At 61.8% G+C, this 17380-nt stretch carries 15 protein-coding genes, 1 tRNA gene and 1 pseudogene; 4 read left to right on the top strand and 13 right to left on the bottom strand.

The window, feature by feature from the left end:
• Positions 1-231: 231 nt before the first annotated feature.
• The 6 genes and pseudogenes from PW843_00120 to PW843_00145 all read right to left on the bottom strand — a co-directional run bounded on the left by PW843_00120 (position 232) and on the right by PW843_00145 (position 3995).
• Positions 232-840 carry a helix-turn-helix domain containing protein gene (locus tag PW843_00120; GenBank protein ID MDE1145014.1) on the bottom strand — a complete coding sequence of 203 codons (609 nt, stop codon included), beginning with the start codon at positions 838-840 and terminating at the stop codon, positions 232-234.
• Positions 841-1434: 594 nt separating this feature from the next.
• A pseudogene (locus PW843_00125) lies at positions 1435-1647 on the bottom strand (transposase).
• Between the two features lie 338 nt (positions 1648-1985).
• Positions 1986-2312, bottom strand: coding sequence for a contact-dependent growth inhibition system immunity protein (locus PW843_00130; GenBank protein MDE1145015.1), 327 nt, complete (start codon positions 2310-2312; stop codon positions 1986-1988).
• A gap of 8 nt (positions 2313-2320) precedes the next feature.
• The gene (locus PW843_00135) at positions 2321-3214 is read right to left on the bottom strand and encodes a hypothetical protein (GenBank protein MDE1145016.1); all 894 of its coding nucleotides are present in this window, start codon (positions 3212-3214) and stop codon (positions 2321-2323) included.
• Between the two features lie 97 nt (positions 3215-3311).
• Positions 3312-3662, bottom strand: coding sequence for a zincin-like metallopeptidase domain-containing protein (locus PW843_00140; protein ID MDE1145017.1), 351 nt, complete (start codon positions 3660-3662; stop codon positions 3312-3314).
• A gap of 105 nt (positions 3663-3767) precedes the next feature.
• Positions 3768-3995 carry a hypothetical protein gene (locus tag PW843_00145; GenBank protein ID MDE1145018.1) on the bottom strand — a complete coding sequence of 76 codons (228 nt, stop codon included), beginning with the start codon at positions 3993-3995 and terminating at the stop codon, positions 3768-3770.
• A 114-nt stretch (positions 3996-4109) separates the two neighbouring features.
• On the opposite strand from PW843_00145, the gene PW843_00150 reads away from it, so the two are divergent.
• Positions 4110-4364, top strand: coding sequence for a helix-turn-helix transcriptional regulator (locus tag PW843_00150; GenBank protein ID MDE1145019.1), 255 nt, complete (start codon positions 4110-4112; stop codon positions 4362-4364).
• A 424-nt stretch (positions 4365-4788) separates the two neighbouring features.
• Here PW843_00150 and PW843_00155 read toward each other — a convergent pair whose 3' ends face one another.
• The 6 genes from PW843_00155 to PW843_00180 form a co-directional block, all read right to left on the bottom strand.
• Entirely contained in the window at positions 4789-6585 is a 1797-nt protein-coding gene (locus PW843_00155; protein MDE1145020.1) for a hypothetical protein, read from the bottom strand.
• The gene (locus PW843_00160) at positions 6521-9310 is read right to left on the bottom strand and encodes a hypothetical protein (GenBank protein ID MDE1145021.1); all 2790 of its coding nucleotides are present in this window, start codon (positions 9308-9310) and stop codon (positions 6521-6523) included. Before PW843_00160 ends, PW843_00155 begins: the two co-directional genes overlap by 65 nt.
• Positions 9311-9809: 499 nt before the next feature.
• Positions 9810-11162, bottom strand: a complete 1353-nt coding sequence (locus PW843_00165; GenBank protein ID MDE1145022.1) for an IS5 family transposase — start codon at positions 11160-11162, stop codon at positions 9810-9812.
• A gap of 468 nt (positions 11163-11630) precedes the next feature.
• On the bottom strand, positions 11631-12737 hold the full coding sequence (locus PW843_00170) for a site-specific integrase (GenBank protein MDE1145023.1): 1107 nt from the start codon (positions 12735-12737) through the stop codon (positions 11631-11633).
• An 82-nt stretch (positions 12738-12819) separates the two neighbouring features.
• Positions 12820-12895 (bottom strand) — tRNA-Glu (locus tag PW843_00175).
• A 249-nt stretch (positions 12896-13144) separates the two neighbouring features.
• On the bottom strand, positions 13145-13339 hold the full coding sequence (locus PW843_00180) for a hypothetical protein (GenBank protein ID MDE1145024.1): 195 nt from the start codon (positions 13337-13339) through the stop codon (positions 13145-13147).
• Positions 13340-13409: 70 nt separating this feature from the next.
• Here PW843_00180 and PW843_00185 point away from each other — a divergent pair, with 70 nt between their 5' ends.
• Positions 13410-13607, top strand: coding sequence for a hypothetical protein (locus PW843_00185; GenBank protein MDE1145025.1), 198 nt, complete (start codon positions 13410-13412; stop codon positions 13605-13607).
• A gap of 7 nt (positions 13608-13614) precedes the next feature.
• On the opposite strand, the gene PW843_00190 is transcribed toward PW843_00185, so the two are convergent.
• Positions 13615-14166, bottom strand: a complete 552-nt coding sequence (locus PW843_00190) for a DUF697 domain-containing protein (protein ID MDE1145026.1) — start codon at positions 14164-14166, stop codon at positions 13615-13617.
• 251 nt (positions 14167-14417) lie between these two features.
• Between PW843_00190 and PW843_00195 the strand changes: the two genes are divergently transcribed.
• Both PW843_00195 and PW843_00200 read left to right on the top strand, forming a co-directional pair.
• Positions 14418-16166: a cyclic peptide export ABC transporter gene (locus PW843_00195; protein MDE1145027.1), complete on the top strand. Its 1749-nt coding sequence runs from the start codon at positions 14418-14420 to the stop codon at positions 16164-16166.
• Positions 16163-17371 (top strand): prohibitin family protein, encoded by a 1209-nt coding sequence (locus PW843_00200; GenBank protein MDE1145028.1) that lies wholly within the window; start codon positions 16163-16165, stop codon positions 17369-17371. Before PW843_00195 ends, PW843_00200 begins: the two co-directional genes overlap by 4 nt.
• Positions 17372-17380: the final 9 nt, after the last annotated feature.

A 17380-nucleotide genomic window follows, 5' to 3' on the forward strand; every position in this document is an offset into this window, starting at 1 on the left:
AACATTCGGCAGATCGTCGAAACGCATGCCGGCATATGGCAAACGCAACTTCTTCAAGCGTGCGAACCCCGAGTTGGGCTTCAACAACGACCGAAACGGCGCCGTGCCATTGATGGGATCTTCATCATTGAGCGCCCGGGGGCGATGGCACCTGCACGGCGCTCCCTTATCGCCATCGATCCCGTTAGCGAGGACCCTGCCAGCCTAGCACTCGCGGCAACCACTGAGGGCTCAGTCCTCCTCTTCGAAAGTCAATGCAAGCTGCATCCAACCATCAATGAAATTGTATATTGATTTCCGCGACAGACTCATGCGCATTAAAAATAATGGTAATTGCTTTACTATTTCAATACATAATAATATCGCATCTGCTCCTTTTGCAGCATCAAGGCGATCATCTATTTTTCCCAATTCTTGGCCAATCATAATTATTGTTGATATTCTATGGCGTAAAGTTTCATTTGAATCATTTACAAATTTAAGTGCACTATCTCTCTTCATTGATATGACCATCATATCAAAATACAATACTGTGCTTATTTTATTCTGGAATTCTATTATCTTTCTGAACTCTTTTTTCAGATAATCGATCAAATCATCTGGATAATCATCTTTTATATCTATTATCTCGAATAATATACCGTCCATATTAAGTGACTGCGAAATTATATTGTCTTTGCTTCCAAAAATTTTATATATGACCCCCATGCTGATTCCGGATAACTTGCTTATATCTTTCATGCAAGTGTCCGATATCCCCCTATCAGAGAAGCATTCGCGCGCCGCTTCAAGTATCACTTCACGCTTCCGCAGTTCTTCACCAATATTCTTGCCGCGCATTGTTATATCTCCAGATAGACGGGGTAGAGGCTTCAGCTAAAGCGGCTCATTTTACCGATTGGGCACCTTTGCGGGGCCGCCCTCGCGCTCGAACAGGACCGGCTTGGGATGGATGGTTAGCCGCGGGGGAAACGCGCGCAGCGCTCGCCTCCTCCTGTCGCGCAATCCAGCGCCTTAGTTCGGAAAGGGAATAGAGGCGCCGCCGGCCGATTCGAATGAATCGGATATCGAGGCGAATCAAGAGGGAACGATGGATCCTTAATAGATCCGAGGCCTCCTCCACAGTGAGAAGCCGTAGACTTCCCAGATCCCGTTCCATGTGCCCACCAGCGTTCAACCAATGACGACAGCTGAACCGGCACTGATCGCCGCCCCAGCGACTATGTTATTTGAAGGAATTTGAAATTCGCCAAGGGGCAAAGTTACGTCCGGTGGCAAGCGGAGTGCAGATTGTGGGACAGGTGAGCGTCTCGCTGATTCGGCTTGCTACCTCGCCGCTATCGTCACTTGGTGGCTCTGAATGAGTCTCGAGCCTAGGGCGCGGCGTGAGAGGCGCCCGGCCATTTCGGTCTCCGGCGCGTTTGGCCGGGCCGATCATGCGGCAACGGTCGGCAGCATGATTGCAAGATCATCGCCGACAGCGGCGATGGTTTCCAGGGGCATGGAGCGGCCGCACTGAGGCCCATTCACCGTTGATCTCTATGAGGATGGCCCGACCAGGCAGGTGATGACGTTCTCATTTGGGAAGATGCCGACCACCTCGGTGCGGCGCTTGATCTCGCCGTTGAGGCGCTCGATGGGGTTGGTAACGGGTATGTGTCTCTCGGTGCCGATGTCCTGGCTACGATCCGCGAGGGGCGTGGTAGATTGGGAGAGCACGGTCCGCTTTGAGTCGAATTTGGAGCGTGACCTTCTCATCCTGATCGAATCTCGGCCGGGGGTCATGGAGATCTCCGAGCAGTCCAATCGTGCTCATTATCCCGTTCGTAGACACTTCCCCACCCTCTCACGCCAGACCTCCCGCCATCATCGGCAACCAGCATCAGCCATGGAAGGCGTTCCTTGGCGGAGGGGTTACAGGGCATCATCCTCGCCCAAGGCGATGACGGGCATTACCCAACCCGAATAGACCAGCAGCCCCAGCGCTATACGTGCTGTCCGTTATGTTCGAGGGCACCGGCGAGTAGTCCATCCAGCCACAGCAGGTAGTCCCGCGCCGGCATGCCCGGCTCGCTGGCATAGTCGCCGTCCGTCAGCTCCTCCAAGGCCGCCTGCAAATGCTCCGCCTTCTCCGTCAGGAAGCGGGCGATGTCCGCCCGTCCTTCCTTGATTTGCTCGGGCGTGGCCCGGCTGATGAACGCCTGCACGGCATCCTCCAGTTCCGGCCCCTCGATGTCGTAATCCTGATGCAGGAAGGCTGCGATGATGTAGTGCAGCACCGGATAGGCCTGCTGGATCGCCTGTCGTTGCATCCCATCCCTCAGAGCTTCGGGTAAGCGGTCACGATGAAATAAACCTTCGGGCCGGAGGTGACCCGTTCCAGCAGCACGATCATCCTATTGGTTTGCTGCATCGCCATGGTGGCGCGCGGCAATATCCAGCCGACGGCCTGACCTGCATCATAGGTCAACGGCAGGCGGTCACCAGCCTTAGCCGTCGTCGCCCATTGCTGGATGACTGAGGCATTTGTGCGCATCGCCTCACTAATGAACCTCTCGGCCTGCAAGCGGGTGGTGAAGGTGCTGGCCGCCTTCATGCGCGGTTTCTCCGCCAGCCGCTGCTTCAGGTAGATTTCATCGCGGCGCACATGCCGTTCGATGATATGGCCGCCCGCGCCGTCCTCGGCCGCGACGCTGATCCAGCCGTTACGGATGGAGATGATGCGCAGGGCCGCCCATTTGGCGGCGATGCCGAGCGGCACGGCAATTTCCACCGCCACCCCCACGGTGTCCGCCGCCTCCGGCGACAGGCCAAGGCTTTCGGCGGCGGCTCGCACTACGCGGTAGCTCAGCGTGTTGTGGGGATTGCCGGTCCACAGGTCGTGCAGGCCGGTGTTCACGTTGTCGACACCGTCGAAGGCCAGCACCACGCCACCAACCTTGGTCACCATGGTGGGCTCAGGGGTGATGATGAGCGCGCCGGCGGCGACGAACTCCACCGCACCACCGATAATCTCCAGCGCCCCAAAGGCGCGGGTCAAGAACCGGCCCGTATCGGTTTCGGTCGCCTCAATGGAGAGGCCCTTGAGGATGGCCGCAAGCTGGATCGGGGAGAGGATGATCGACAGCCCGCTTTCCTTCTCCTGATCGTCGGTCAGGTCATATGGGTCTACGGGCCACCATTGGCCGCTCTGGCCTGCCTGTGCCTGTTGCATCCACCTCTCCACGTGCCGCCGTCCGGCCATGCAGCCAGGTTGGTGGGTCGGTGCATTTCTTCAACGTAGGGGGAGGCAGTACGCCCAAAGGAGAGGCTCAGGCTGCCTCCCCAACGCCCGCCTGCGGCGGACGGGCATGTATCCAGTCGGCGGCCTGTGCCTCGACTGCACAGGAATGCGGCCCCAGTTCGGCCAGCAGCTCCTCGGCGGCGTAGTTCTCCGAGCCGAAACACCCCTTGAGGTCACGGGCACAATGGCTGGCATGGGCCGTCCAGTGCGTCACCCCATGGGCTAGCGTGGCATAGTAGGCCACAGCAACGCGGAGACAGCGAGGGGCAGAAAGGTGGACCTCGTCACGGCTGGGGATGTAGCAGGCACAGGCCCCGCCTTCCCGGAAGGTCGCGCCAATGGGAGCGATGAGGTCACCGGCTCGGGACCGAAATCTCACACCGCAACGGTGACGAATTCATCGCCAGAGCCCAAAAAATCCGAATATCTCGACTGTCCAGAAATGATTAATCCACCGGATGGCATCACCTCACATTGCACCCGTTCAGGCCTTAATATATTGATAAGCAACAAATAGAAAATACGGCAGCGCCAGAAGGAGCGCAAAAAACAATGCCGCTCCAAAGAAACCCAATAAAACATGCGTCCCCTTGACCGGCCCGCCATTACCGGTGACCGCTTCACTTTCGTAGACCTTGGAAAGGGTCGCCAGGCTTTCCGCCTGCATGCGCAACGCTGTCTGGAATTCATTAGCCATTTCTTGCTCCATCAAGAGTATGGGCCCCCTCAAGGGTCTACGGGGCTTAGAGGATCATATTATCCTATTATGGGATAATCCACAATTGGGATTATCGGGGAAATCGGATTCAGCAAGCCGCCGGTTTTCATGCCTAGATCTCTTCGCTCACCGGTGCAGCAACAACTGCAAAGCTTGCTCATTGAGCTGCGCAAGGTAAGAAATCTGACGCAGACCGAGGTCGCCAATAGGCTAAGGCGCCCCCAGTCCTTTGTTGCGAAATATGAAGGGGGTGAACGCCGCCTTGATGTTGTGGAGTTCATCGAAGTTTCGGAGGCGCTGGATACGGATGCTCGGGATGTGCTGGCAGACCTAATTCTGCGTGTATCAACAAAAACTGAATAGGAACGATGATCAGATAGTTTGCGAATCGGCGCGCGGTCTGGACGCCGATGAGCACGGTATCCGTTTGACTTTACTGAAGTCGGCGCGATTATTTAATCACGCCGATTTACACATGACTCCGTGCAGGGTTCCGACGGATGGTGTACGTCCATAACGATCTCCTGTATGTCCGATCCGGCGGGAACCGAGGTCGGATATTTTTCCGCCGCAGCGATCTGGATGCATGGGTCGCCAGGCACACGGTATCGCCTCCTGCGGCAGCCCTTTCTCCCATTCGCTCGGCTCCCGCTGACACGCGGGGGCCTCCGCCGCGGCGCAGAGGGCGCCCACGGAAAGCGCCGATTAAGGTATGCGCTTCATGATACCGCCGGAAGCGTGGTCAAGGATGGGGAGTGAACGCAGCCAAGTAATGAATGTGTCTCGCTCACCGTTTCTGCCTGACGAGGTCCTGCTGAAGGAATGCTGCCCCCCTTATGCCCATCTCAATAAGCGCGTCGGCAATCTCGATCACGATCTCGCGATCCCCCGTAGCAAGGGGATCAGCGGCGACCAGCTCGCGCAGGATTAGGGCTAGCCGCTCGCCATTGGAGACATGGCTCCAGAACTCACGTTCAGTCTTACGAATGCGCACGACCCGCTGGATCCAGCCCAGGCCGGGCTGGGGAAATAGCCGCTCAGAACGGGCCCTCAGTAGCGCTAGCAAGGCAGCAAAAACGGTTTGCTCGGTCGAAAATGTTTCAGCGGCGCGATTGAGTGCGGGCAGCACCACGTCGAGGTTAGGCCAGTCCCTGTCGATGCCGCAAACGATATCGTCGCGGAATCCGCAGAAGAGGGCGGTAACCGCCAAGCCGCGCTCGTGTCGGCGGGCATCGACCGGGGTGGCACCCCAGTGCGGCCGTGAAGCTGCCCAATCAACAAGAGCTTCCCACGTTTCGAGCGTAGCCTTGTTCAGCATCTCCTTACGGAGCATGCGATGAAGCATGAAGTGGCTCATCACCGTGTCCATGACTTCAATGGCGGCCAAGCGCTCGGCTGCGTCTAGTCGCGCGAAAAGTAAGGTCTGTGCCTCAGCGGGTGGGATCAGAGCGACCAGGCGGGCCAACCAACGCCCACACGCATGCAGCCACTCATGCGGCGCGCCGCTGCGCTCGCGCCCCTTGCCCAGCGATGCCAGGGCCTGATCAAGCGCGGACTCGGCATGCTTAATCAAGGCATCGTGGGTCGCGAAGTCAAGCATTGGCTCAATCGGCAAGCGGAGCGCGTTCTCGTGAAAGCTCCAGTAATAAGAGTCGTTCCAACCGCGCGCGCCGGCGGTGGTTGGTACCGGATGGGCGCTTGGTAGAACGCCTCCGATCAACATTTGTTCGGCCTCATCAGCGAGCGCGGACTGCTCCTTCGCCTCAGCCGGCGACCAGTGTGGACTATGCTCGGTTTCGTGGCTTCGTGCCGCCCTCTGCGTGGCAAGGCTGAAAAGCCGCCAAACCATGTCTGGTGCAGCCTCTACAAATATAGGGGCCGCGTCATAGACGGCTTCAACGACGGCTTCGACTGGATCTACCGCCAACTGGAACATTGCAACCCGCGCCTCACGTCGAGACGGGTCGCGACGCAGAAGCGCGGCGTAGGTGACGGCTGCCATCGCGGGCGGGTGTCCAGTGAGGTGAGTGCCGCGAAAGGACAGCTCATCATGGGTCTCGACGATTGTTGCCGCGCGCTGGGCTATATCGGCCACCTTTTCTTGAGCCTTCTCCCAAAGCGCATCACTTCCGTGGCGGGCTAGCACGGCCGCCGTAGCGGAGACAGCAGACTGAGTATTGTGACGTTTCAGGTCGACGGTCGGCGCCATCTCATCGAAGAGATCGTCAGCATCCAGTGCGACCATCTCGTCGAAGGCCTCCTCCAGCCCGACATCCGCACTGGGTTTCCCGTCCTCAACGGCCTTGGTAGCCCACAAGTTGAGCCGAAGCACTCGGTTGAGGGCCGCCTGATCCGCCAGCATCATCTGGTGCTTCTCAGAAGCAGTGTAGGGCGGCTTGATCCAGATGACTGTATTACCACCGACTTTCTCGATCACCAGGTTCGCCGGGTCAGCCTGCTGTCGCAATGGCTCGTATGCGTCGCGTAGCGTTTGCGCACGTATAGGGTCATCCCGCTCCTCAGCGGAGCCATAGGGGACCCGGTCGAGAAAGGTGGCGATCGCGGCGGCGTAGTTTGCCTTCATCTCGTTCGACGCCAAGGCGGCAAAAGGCACTGCTAGATCGCGTACGGTATATTGGCGATGGGGAAGTTGGTTGAGGACACGCAATGCGTTCGTCCAGGCCCAATACCTCTGAACGCTCATGCATGGGGGAGTGACGAAGGTCGCGCCTGCGGTCATGGTCAAGCAAAAAGGCGCGCCGAATGAAGGCTGCAGTCTCGGCCGGTAAAGCGTTGGCAAGGCCGACACTGACGTCGACGATTTGCTTGCGCACCCGCCGTATTGCCCTGCCAGATATACTGGCGAGGTAGCCGCTGACAATCGTCGGCGCACCCACGGCCGACTTGAGCAGCAACGTGCGCGCGCGTCTGCTTTCGTCCTGGGGTTCATCCCAACCGGCTTCGTAATCGTCCGAACTATCTTTCTCTCCGAGCCGCCGTAACGCCCAAGAGGCAATTGCTGGCACATGGAAATGCCGTGCGAACTCGGCAGGAGGAACGCTCACCCAAGTTTCGAACAGCGAGAACAGTTCCCCGCTGATCGTCTGCGGCAGAGAATCAAGGCGGGGTACAAGCCAGTCGATAAGACGCATCCAGGTGACGACCTCCGGGTTCGCGGCCTCCGAGGCGAACTGTTCGCGTTCATCGCTGGTCAGGTCGGGAAACTGATTCTCGTCCAGAAACCGGAGTTCGCGGACGGTCTCAGTTGTCCGCACCGAGAGAATGAGGCGACCAAGCAGGCGTGCGCTTTCGCGGAGTAGCATAGGCTCGATCTTGTCCAGCATTTCTGCGCTACGGACCGATCGTACTGGCGCAGCTAGGATGACCCGGCTCCAGATTGCGCGCAATTCCTCCTCATGCGCGACAGCAGCCAATAGGTTTGCCCAGTCGTCGCCCCGCTCCGAACGCTCAAGTAGGAAGGTCGCCAGCAGTTGAAGCGGTCGCGCCAGCTGAAGGTTTTCGCCACCATCGCGGATTGCCTGCGCGATGTAGCCACGCCGCTGGCGCAGGATCCGCTCAAGAATCCACTCTTCGTAGATGTCGTGAGAGAATGCTACGAAGATCCCGAGCTCCACGTGGCGCAGGACACCGACCCGCAGCAACTCGTCGACTGCTTGCGCATTAAGGCCACGGATTGCCATGGGATGGCCTGGCTTATCGAGAAGCTGCTCACCGATCTGCAGAAGCAGGTTGCGCCTATCTTGGGCAGGCGCAAAGTCGATGCCATCGGCACCTCCATACTCCCACCAGAGTTCGATCAAATCGACTTCAGAACGCACCCCGCTGCCGGCTACCACTGGTAGCTTCGTTAGCGCATCGAGGAAAAAGGGGCGCCGAAGTACCGTGTCGTAGTTGCGCGGATCCAGTAGGAGCGGGCGCATTAGGGGAAGCGCCTCTGCAGCCTCGAGGGCTTCGTCGTCGTTGAAGCCCTCAACTCGGATCGCCTTCGACGACAGCTTCGAGACAGCTTCGGGGTCGAGCCAGCCATCCACACGCTGCGCGTTCTCTTCGCGCATGGTCATGATCACGCGCCAGTCGGCGAGATCGGGTGTATCGGCTATTGTCTTAAGGAGGTCATTGACGGTGATCTGGACGCTTGGGTCCATCTTATCGGCGCCATCGATGAAAAGCATGCGAGATCCGGACAATCCGAACTCTCGCAGGACGGTGGCAAGCGGGGTCACCTGACCGAACTTCGCCACATGCGCAGGCCAGCCGCCGCCTGTCACCCGCAGGTCGCGCAGCAAGAGGATCGGCGCACCCTCTGGCTCGTCGAGGGCAAGACGCTTCAGGAGCGCTGACTTGCCTGTGCCATGGTGACCAACGATCCGCAGCAGCCTGAACTCGGCGCGCGCATTGAGTGCAACCCCCAGGAGCGCATCACGGTTGATCGCCATTCCGCCTATGGTGTCACGGATGCTGGCAGCTGCCAGGCGGGACTCCTCATTGAGCGCAGCTATCAACCGAACATGTGCCCGGTCGGAACCGACGTTATGCCCTTCAACCTGAAGCTCGCGCACCACTGTCGCGCGATCGACACCGCCGCCGCTGGGAATAATGCGGCTGGCCATGGCCGTCAGGCTGCTCCACGTCTGCTTGGCCTCAGCCGCGCCACCGGCAATGGGAGTCAGTTGGTCGATGGCGGCGAGCCAATCCCGCGACGCGCCCTCTTGGTCGAGGTCGAATGCCACGATCGTGAGGCAACGTAGAAAGGCGACGATCTCATCATCGGTGGCGCTGGCATCCTTAGCCCTCACCAGCATGTCGAGAACGCGTTGAAACTCGCGCTGCTCATTGTTCGAGCTCTTCGGCACCGCAAGCCGCCTGCGATACTGGGAGGGGTCAGCGGCATGCCGGGCGCGGGCGAGGAGCGGCTGGATGTCACGTTCAAGCTTGGTCGTCGTCTGGCTGACGGCGATACCGATGCGATCGGTCGCCGAATTGAAACCAGGACGCCGGAACGTGTCCCAAGCCCTAGGGACAATGTCCCGCCACTTGTCGTCGCTCTCGGTGAACGAGAGAGTGGTTGTGATCTGCAGGTCGAGCCGGGTGGCCGTGCCGTCGGGCAGCCTTCCCTCGATCACCAAGTCGTCCAGCGGCGCGTCGAGTTCCGACTGTTGCGTCTTTACCCCTGTCACCGCCCCCAGCACGCCCCGCGCCCCGGCTTCCGCGATCATCGCGGCAAGGTAGTGGCTGGCAACTCGCGGCTCGAGGTGGGTGCCACCTCCTCCTGTGACATAGACGGACAAGTGCTATGACCTGATGAGGTTAGGATCGTTGTTCCGTAAAAAGATGGCGAAACCTACGCCCTCTTTCAACGCCGATGGGCACTTGTCCGTTGGCGTCGGCGGTGAGATGGTCATAATAGCCTAGTCTGTATATCGCCGCGATCAAGTGACCCCGCTGATTTCTATAGAATCATAGGGTTACTGTGCCGATCGGCCTCCAAAGCGCGTGCGGATTTACATCCAAAGGGTACCGTCGGCTGCGAACGTGAAATAGCCATCAACGTCCCAGCATCACCCAGTTTTCGCAATCGGGGGAGCGGATGTTGAGCCGCGCCACCCACCGCATCTCATTGACCAGGGCGGGCGAACGGCTACTTCAGTTGATCGAACTCCGTTACCGGAGCATTCCGTGCCCCCGGCGGCGCCCCCACATCACGCCCTGGGAGCTGATCTCGAACGAAACGCTGGAGTACCTTAATCGAGCCTATCCCGTCGTCTGTGAAGAATGGCCCTGACCGGCTTAATTGGAACCGGTCAGGGCCATTTTGTTTCCGGATTGGAGCGTCCAGAGGCAGACACGCCAAAGGGCTTTGAGCCACCTGACGAGGAGGTGGAAGTTGAAGCCGGCGGCGGCGAGGACGGCGTTGATGCGGTCGCCGTTGCGTCCCTTGAGGTAGTTGCGCCCCATGCGGTGCTCGGCCTTGAGGTGACCGATGATGGGTTCGACGGCGGCCCTGCGCTTCATCTCCCGTTTGATGGCGGCGGTTGTCCTTCGGACCTGTCCGGTGATCCAGACCTTGAACTTGTTGGGCAGGTTGTGGCCGCGATAGCCCTTGTCGACGTGGACGCGGTCCGGTTCCCGGCCTGTGTTGGCGGTGATGTCGGCGACGGCGGTGGCGAGGGTGTGGCCGTCGAAGGGGTTGCCGTGGAGTGCCTGGGCGTGAAGGACGAAGAGGCCGCCCTTGGGCCTGGTGACGGGGACGGCGACACTGACCTTGCAGCCGAACTCGTAGGGTTTGCTGGCCTTGCCCTTGCCGATGCACTCCACCTCGGGCGCGTGGAGGGAATAGACCTTCTGCCCGCGCTGTCGTTGGGTCTGCATGCTGACCTTGACGGCCAGGTCGCGTAAGGGGCTGTAACGGGCCATCAGGTCGGCGGCCTCATCACCCTTGGCGGCGATCTTGCGGTTGATGTCGCGGATGAGACGGCCCAGCCGGGTACGCAGGAACTTCAGTTGCCGGTTGGCGCGTTTGAACTGGTGGGCGTGGGTGTAGCGGCCGACCATGATGGCGGCGCGCTTGGCCAGGCGCAGATAGCTTTGGCGCAGGACGATGCCGTTGTCCTTGGCGAAGCCGACCAGCTTCTCGATGGCCTTGTGGGTCAGGCGGGCGTCGGTGGGGTGGGCGATGGCCTTGGGCTGGACGGTGGTGTCCACCACCACGCGTTCCAGGTCACGGATGCTGAGGGCGCCGGTGTCCTGGGCCACCCTCAGGCTCTCCTGGATCAGCGCCGCCAGATGTTCCGGACCCAGCCGCTGGCGCCAACGGGACATGGAGGAGGGCTCGAACGGCAGGTCATGACAGAAGACCTCCTCGCCGCAGAAGAACTGGAAATAGGGATTCTCCACCCAGTGGGCGACCAGCACCTCGTCGGACAGGCTGTGCATGTGCTTCAGGATCAGCAGGCCCGCCACCAGCCGGATGGGCAGCGGCGGCTGGCCCGGACCGTCGCTGTAGACCACGCCCAGGCGCTGCTCCAGGAAGCCCCAGTCGATCTTGCCCGCCAGCGCCACCAGCGGGTGCTTCAGGTCGATGATCTGGTCCAGGGCTGGACGCAGAAGGTCTTTCTGACGGGTATCCCGTGGTCGCGACATGGCCTGTTCCCCACTGCCGTGCATAGGGGAATCGAATCACGAAATGGCCCAAATGGGGATCCCAAATCGCAAGAAAGCGGAGGCCGAACCACCGCTTTCTTGCAAATCCAATTACTGGGCAGGGGCCAAAACGCAACGCATCGTCAGTGCGTTAGCGATCATTCACGGATGACTATCCCGGTGTCATCCAAGCCGGTTAGCAGTCCACTCTGACAAGTGGCGACATCTCATCGAGAATTTCCTCTATAAATTCAAGGGATTCAAGCGCATTGCCATGCGCTTGAACAAGGCAGATCAGAGCTTCTCAGCCATGATCTATCTCGCCGCTCCCGTCATTCACTTCAGATGAATCTCAACAGGCCCTAGATACCGGTGCGCTGCCGAATGGCGGTTCACAGCTTCCGAATACCCGTCCATGGCTGCCGAACGCCGGTTCGCGATTCCAGCAGCGCTGCCGCGCACATTTGCCTACGCCAGCCGCTGGGCCAATTCCTCCGCATCCGCGTGGTAGTAGCGGGCCAACATGGAAAGCGTCTTGTGCCCGGTGATCCGCATCAACTCCAGGGGATTGGTGTAGGTCTTGGCCAGCCGGCTGGTAGCCTCGTGCCGCAGGTCGTGAAACGTCAGGTCCACGATCCCGGTGCGGTCGACGACGCGCCCGAAAGTCACCTTGAGCAGTCCCTGCTCCTCTTCCACCACCCGCCCCTTCTTCCTTCCATAGGTGGGGAAAGACCGGAAGGCGTCTACCGCCACGCTCGATAAGGGGACTTTCCGGATTTCACCGTTCTTCGATCCGTCGCCCGACAACCCGCGGACGGTCATAACCCGCTTCGTCAGGTCAACGTCGCTCCAATCCAGCGCGCAAAGCTCTCCCTGCCGCGCAGCCGTTTCCAATGCCAGCTTGGCCAAGGGGACCAGCCAGGGGCCGTGTTTGCTAGCAGCCAGCGCCGCCATCAGGCGTTCCTCCTCTGCCGGAGTGTGGTGGGGTTGCTCAATCTCCACGCCGCTGTTCGGATCCAGCTGGCGCAGCACTTCCACCCTGGCGGGTTGCAGGCGGCGCTCCCGCTTCCGGTCCGCGCCCTTTGGGCGGGCCGTCAATTTGGCTTCCGCCGGGTTTGTGGGCAGGTGCATGCCCCATTCCCGTCGGCCATGGGCAATCACGGTGGCAATCAGGTTGAGGCGTCGCACGACCGTGGCGGGCGCGTAGTCGACGGCCAGCATCCTGTCCCGATAGCTGGCGATGTCCTGGGAGGCAAGGCCGCTCAGCCGGCGCAGACAGATCTCGTCGTCCTCGATGACAAGCAGGTGGCCGGCTTCCTGCACCGCGCCCCGCTTGGTCGGCGTAACCTCCTCGCGGTAACGGCAGAGCAGGGCCCCCAGGGTGGTGCTGTCGGCTTGGCTATGATCCACGAAGACCCGGCGATCCATGTCCGTCTCGATGGATTTGGCCCAGCGCTCGGCATCCTTCTTTTTCTCGAAGGTCTTGGAAACCGGTTTATGGCCCACGCGACGAACCTTGGCCTGATAGCCAATGAGCTGGCCTTCGCGATTCTCTCGGGGGGTGATGGTAGCCATGATGGATCAGGCCTCCGCAGTGTTCCGCGAAAGCAACTGTCCCCAAACTGTCCCGCAAAATCCAGCCGAAACGCTGGAAGCGTGGCGTCCCCTACGGGATTCGAACCCGTGTCGCCGCCGTGAAAGGGCGGTGTCCTAGGCCTCTAGACGAAGGGGACGGCGAGGCGGCTGGGGCGGAGCCCAGCACTTATAGTGCGGTTGTCCGAAGAGCGATGCTTTCCGTGAAAAGCTTTCTTCAAGCACAAGATATTGATTCTATTGGCAATAAAGCCACAAAATCTTGCGCAACCGCCTGTGGGGCGAACGTATGCCACGTTCGAGATGGCGGCGCAAGATTGTCGATGGCGTTTTTTGTGCCGCTGAATGCAGGGAGGATATGCGCGCCGCGGACAAAGGCGACCAAGGCCTTAGGGGCATCCCGCGCGGGCCGCATCACCAGGCAGTTCGAGACCATCGACGGCCGCGATCCACCACCCCGGCATCAGGCAATGGGCATCGACATGGTGCATGCCCTTGCCGTTCCCGCCCGATCCGACCGGCCCCAGGATGGGGTTGGCCAGGCTCTCTTCCCCGCCGCAGGCCTCACCCCGCGGTGGTTCCATTTCACGCCGAGGACGGTTTCAGCCGGCCCCTTGCTTGCTCACCGGCGGATTGAAAACGTGGCTGACACTGGTGGGAAGCAGCTTCGTGGTGGCGGTGCTGGAGGTGAACGCCGGCACGTGCCTGCCGCTACAGACCACCGTGCATCCGAAGAACCTTCATTACCTGTCGACCAAGGCCTCCAAGCTGGGGCACCGCCTGGAAAACTTAGGCGCGCAGGATTTCCGCGGCGTCGGTGGCGGGACGCTGGGGGCCCGCCCGCCCGGGTGAGCGGGGATCAGGCGCCCTGCGGCGTCCCTTGAGGTTGGCCGGCGAACTCCCGCTCCAGTTCCCGGCGTATGGCCTGAACGCTGAGGCCGTGCAGCCGGCCGCCCCCTTCGAAATAACGGATGAAGACGCGCCCCATCGCATAGGTGCCGACGCCGGAAAAGGCGGCCATGGTGGTCAGGCCCGCCAAGCCGGCCAGTCCCGGCAGGACGTTGACCAGAATCTGGGTCAGCAGGGAGGAGACGCTTTTGGGCACCAGCACGCCGATCAGCACGCCGACGATGGCCTGGACCGATTCCAGCGACACCGTCTCACCGTACAGTTCGGCCAGTTCCGTCACCATCTTGGTCTGGACCACGGCCAGGGCCGCGATGTCCACCACCGGCACGGGCACGGCACCGGCGGCGATGCCCCAGCCCGAGTACCGCGCCAGGATGCGGGAAGCCTTGTCCAGGCGCCGGGCCAGCGCCTCCGACGCATCATCCGCGACGGACGGCGCCGCATCCACCACCTCGGGCACGGCAGCCGCCACGGGCTCTTGTTGTTCCTCAAGCCGGGACATGGGCGCGATACCTTTCCATGGGGCTGCGGCGTGTAGGCCGTGCCACCTCCAGATATCATGCCGTCCGCCCGCGCCACAATCTCTGGCTGGTGGCCCACAGGTACAATACAGCCGCAACCTGACAGGCGCCTTCCCCGCCCCTGCTTTTTCAGATACTTTCCGGCCGACTGCGGGGGTCGCGCTGCGTCATCGGGGGTAACTGCGTTGCTTATGGTTTTTGCCTGTGGGCCCCGGGCCCGGCGGTACCGTTCATGACGGCGGAGGGTATGAACGCCGACGGCGGCCGGCACGGCGGGGCCCGTCCCTTCGCCGCGCGCCTGCTGGCGGCCCTGGCCGGCACCCCGGGCAGCGCGCGCAAGGACCGTTTCCAGTCGCTGCGCGACGCCCTTGACCGCACGCGCACCGTCACCCTGCGGCAGTTGGCGCTGGCCGCCATCCTGGCCGCCTGTTGCGGCACCGGCGTGCTGGCCATCATCAACAAGGCGGCAGCACTGGCGTCGGATGACGGCTATTCGCTGGTCTACGTCTTCCTCTTCTTCGTCCTGATCGTCGGCTACAACGTCGCCCAGAAATTCTTCACCAAGGGGGCGGCGCACGACCTGGAAATGGCGCTGCACGATGTCCGGGGCAGCACCGCCACCCGCATCGCCCGCCTGGATCTCCGCCATTTCGAGAGTTTCACGGCGGAGCGCTTCTACACCGCCCTGGTCCGGTACTACGAGATGATCTCCATGGGGATCGTCAACCTGCTGTCGGGCGTGCAGTCGGGCGTCCTGTTCCTGTTCAGCATCTGCTACGTCCTCTACCTGTCGCCCGCAGCCTTCCTGCTGACCCTGGTGGCGGTGGGCTTCCTGACCTACGGCTACCTGATGAAGGCCGGCGAGACGGATGGCGCCCGGCATGAGGCAGCGAACGCGGAAACACGGCTGATGGAAGGCGTGCACGACCTGATCCAGGGCTTCAAGGAACTGAAGCTGGATCCGGCCAAGCGCGCCGTGGTGGTGGATGAGATCAAGGCCTGCAGCGCGCAGGCTGCGGAGCGACGGGCGCACGCCAACGACGTGCTGACCGACCTGATCGTCTACATCAACAGCACCTTCTACCTGTTGAGCGGTGCGGTGGTCTTCCTGCTGCCGCTGCTCAGCAAGGACAGCCACGAACAGATCGAGCGCCTGGTGATGGTGGTGCTGTTCGCCGCCAGTTCGCTGATGACCGGCGTGGGCGCCACCGTGCAGACCGTCGCCGGCGTGCGCCTGGCAGCCCAGGGCATCCGCGCGTTCGAGGGCGAACTGGACGGCCAGGTGGAAACCCATGACGACGACGTCGGCGCCACCGCCCCGCCGCCGTTCCAGTCTCTGGCGCTGCGCGACGTGCACTATACCCACGCCACCGGCAACGGCGACCAGCGCTTCAGCATCGGCCCCATCAATTTCGACGCGCGGATGGGGGAGATCGTGTTCATCACCGGCGGCAATGGCTCCGGCAAGTCCACGGCGCTGAAGGTGATGACGGCACTGTACCCCGCCATGGGCGGGCAGCTGCTGCTGAACGGCGCGCCGCTGGCAACCGGCGCCACGGAAAGCTATCGCCGCCTGTTCGGCACCGTGTTCGCCGAGTTCTATACCTTTCACCGGCTGTTCAACATCCCGGCGGAGCGTGAGCCGGAGATGTGGCGGCTGCTGAAGCAGATGCAGCTGGCGGAAAAACTGCCCGGCGGCCTGATGAACGGCTTCAACCCGGCAGCCCTGTCCACCGGCCAGCGCAAGCGCCTGGCCCTGGTCATCGCCTTGCTGGAGGACCGGCCGGTGCTGCTGTTCGATGAATGGGCGGCGGACCAGGACCCGGAATTCCGCGCCATCTTCTACCGCGAGATCCTGCCGGCCCTGAAGGCGGCCGGCAAGGCGGTCATCGCGGTCACCCACGACGACCGCTATTTCGATGTCGCCGACCGGCGCTATCACATGGATGAGGGTAAAATGCGCGAGGTCACGGCGGCATGACCATGTCCACCGAACCGGCGACGCCGACCATCCAGCAGCCCGCGCCAAAGCCGGCCAAGCCCGGCCTGCGCGTCCGCTTTCGCATCTGGCGGCAGCGCCAGCGGCTGAACATCCTGCTGATCACGCTGATCCTGGCCTTCGCCTGCGTCGTCCTGGCCGACCGCATCTTCGTCAACATCCCGTCGGGCTCAGTCGGGGTATTGTGGCTGCGCCTGGCCGGCGGCACCCAGACCGGGTTCCACTACAATCCCGGTCTGAAGATCATCCCGCCTTGGGACCAGATCTTCATATATGACGTGCGTCTGCGCCGCCTGGACGAAACGGTCCAGGCGCTGACCCGCGACGGCCTGGCGGTGGATGTCGAACTGACCGTGTCCTACTTCGTGGACCGCGACCTGGTGGGCAACCTGCACGAGACGCTGGGGCCCCAGTTCGAGGACACGCTGATCCGCCCGACCATCAGTTCGGAGATCCGCAACGCGGTGGCGGAGCTGCGTCCGGACGACCTGTACAGCATCAACCGCACGGCGCTGGAACAGCGGGTCGCCCGCCTGGTGCGCGGCGTGCTGGCACGCAGCCATCTGGACGTCGGCAGCGATCACCAGCTGATCGACATCCAGGACATCTTCATCCGTAACATCACCCTGCCCCCGGCAGTCCGGGCTTCCATCGAACAGAAGATCGCGGAGGAGCAGAACGCCCTGCGCTTCCAGTTCGTGCTGGAGAAGGAACGGCTGGAGAGCGAGCGCAAAGCCATCGAGGCGCAGGGTATCCGCCAGTTCCAGGAAATCGTCTCCAACGGCATTTCCGACCGCTACCTGCGCTGGAAGGGCATCGACGCCACCTTGCAGTTGGCCAGGTCGCCCAACGCCAAGGTGGTGGTCATCGGTGCCCAGAACGGCCTGCCGCTGATCCTGGACACCACGGACAAGTCCGTGACCGACAAGACCGGCCCCGACCTGGCGCCCGCCGTAGGCCCGCGCGCCAAGCGCCCGGTGACGCTCCCGGTCGGTGGGCAGGATGGGGAAGCCATGTCGTCCGCCTGGCCCCCGCCGCTGCCGGAGGCGGTCGATCCCCTGGACGCCATGGACGAGGCCAAGCCCGCGCCGGCCGCCAAGGCGAAGCCGCCGGAAGGCGTGAAGCCCGGCACCGTAGCACCTGGGGACGTGAAGCCGGTCCCTGGCCCCACCCCCGGCAAGCCGTGACGCGGCGGC

It is taken from the genome of Azospirillaceae bacterium (genome assembly GCA_028283825.1).
Taxonomy (GTDB): Bacteria; Pseudomonadota; Alphaproteobacteria; order Azospirillales; family Azospirillaceae; genus Nitrospirillum.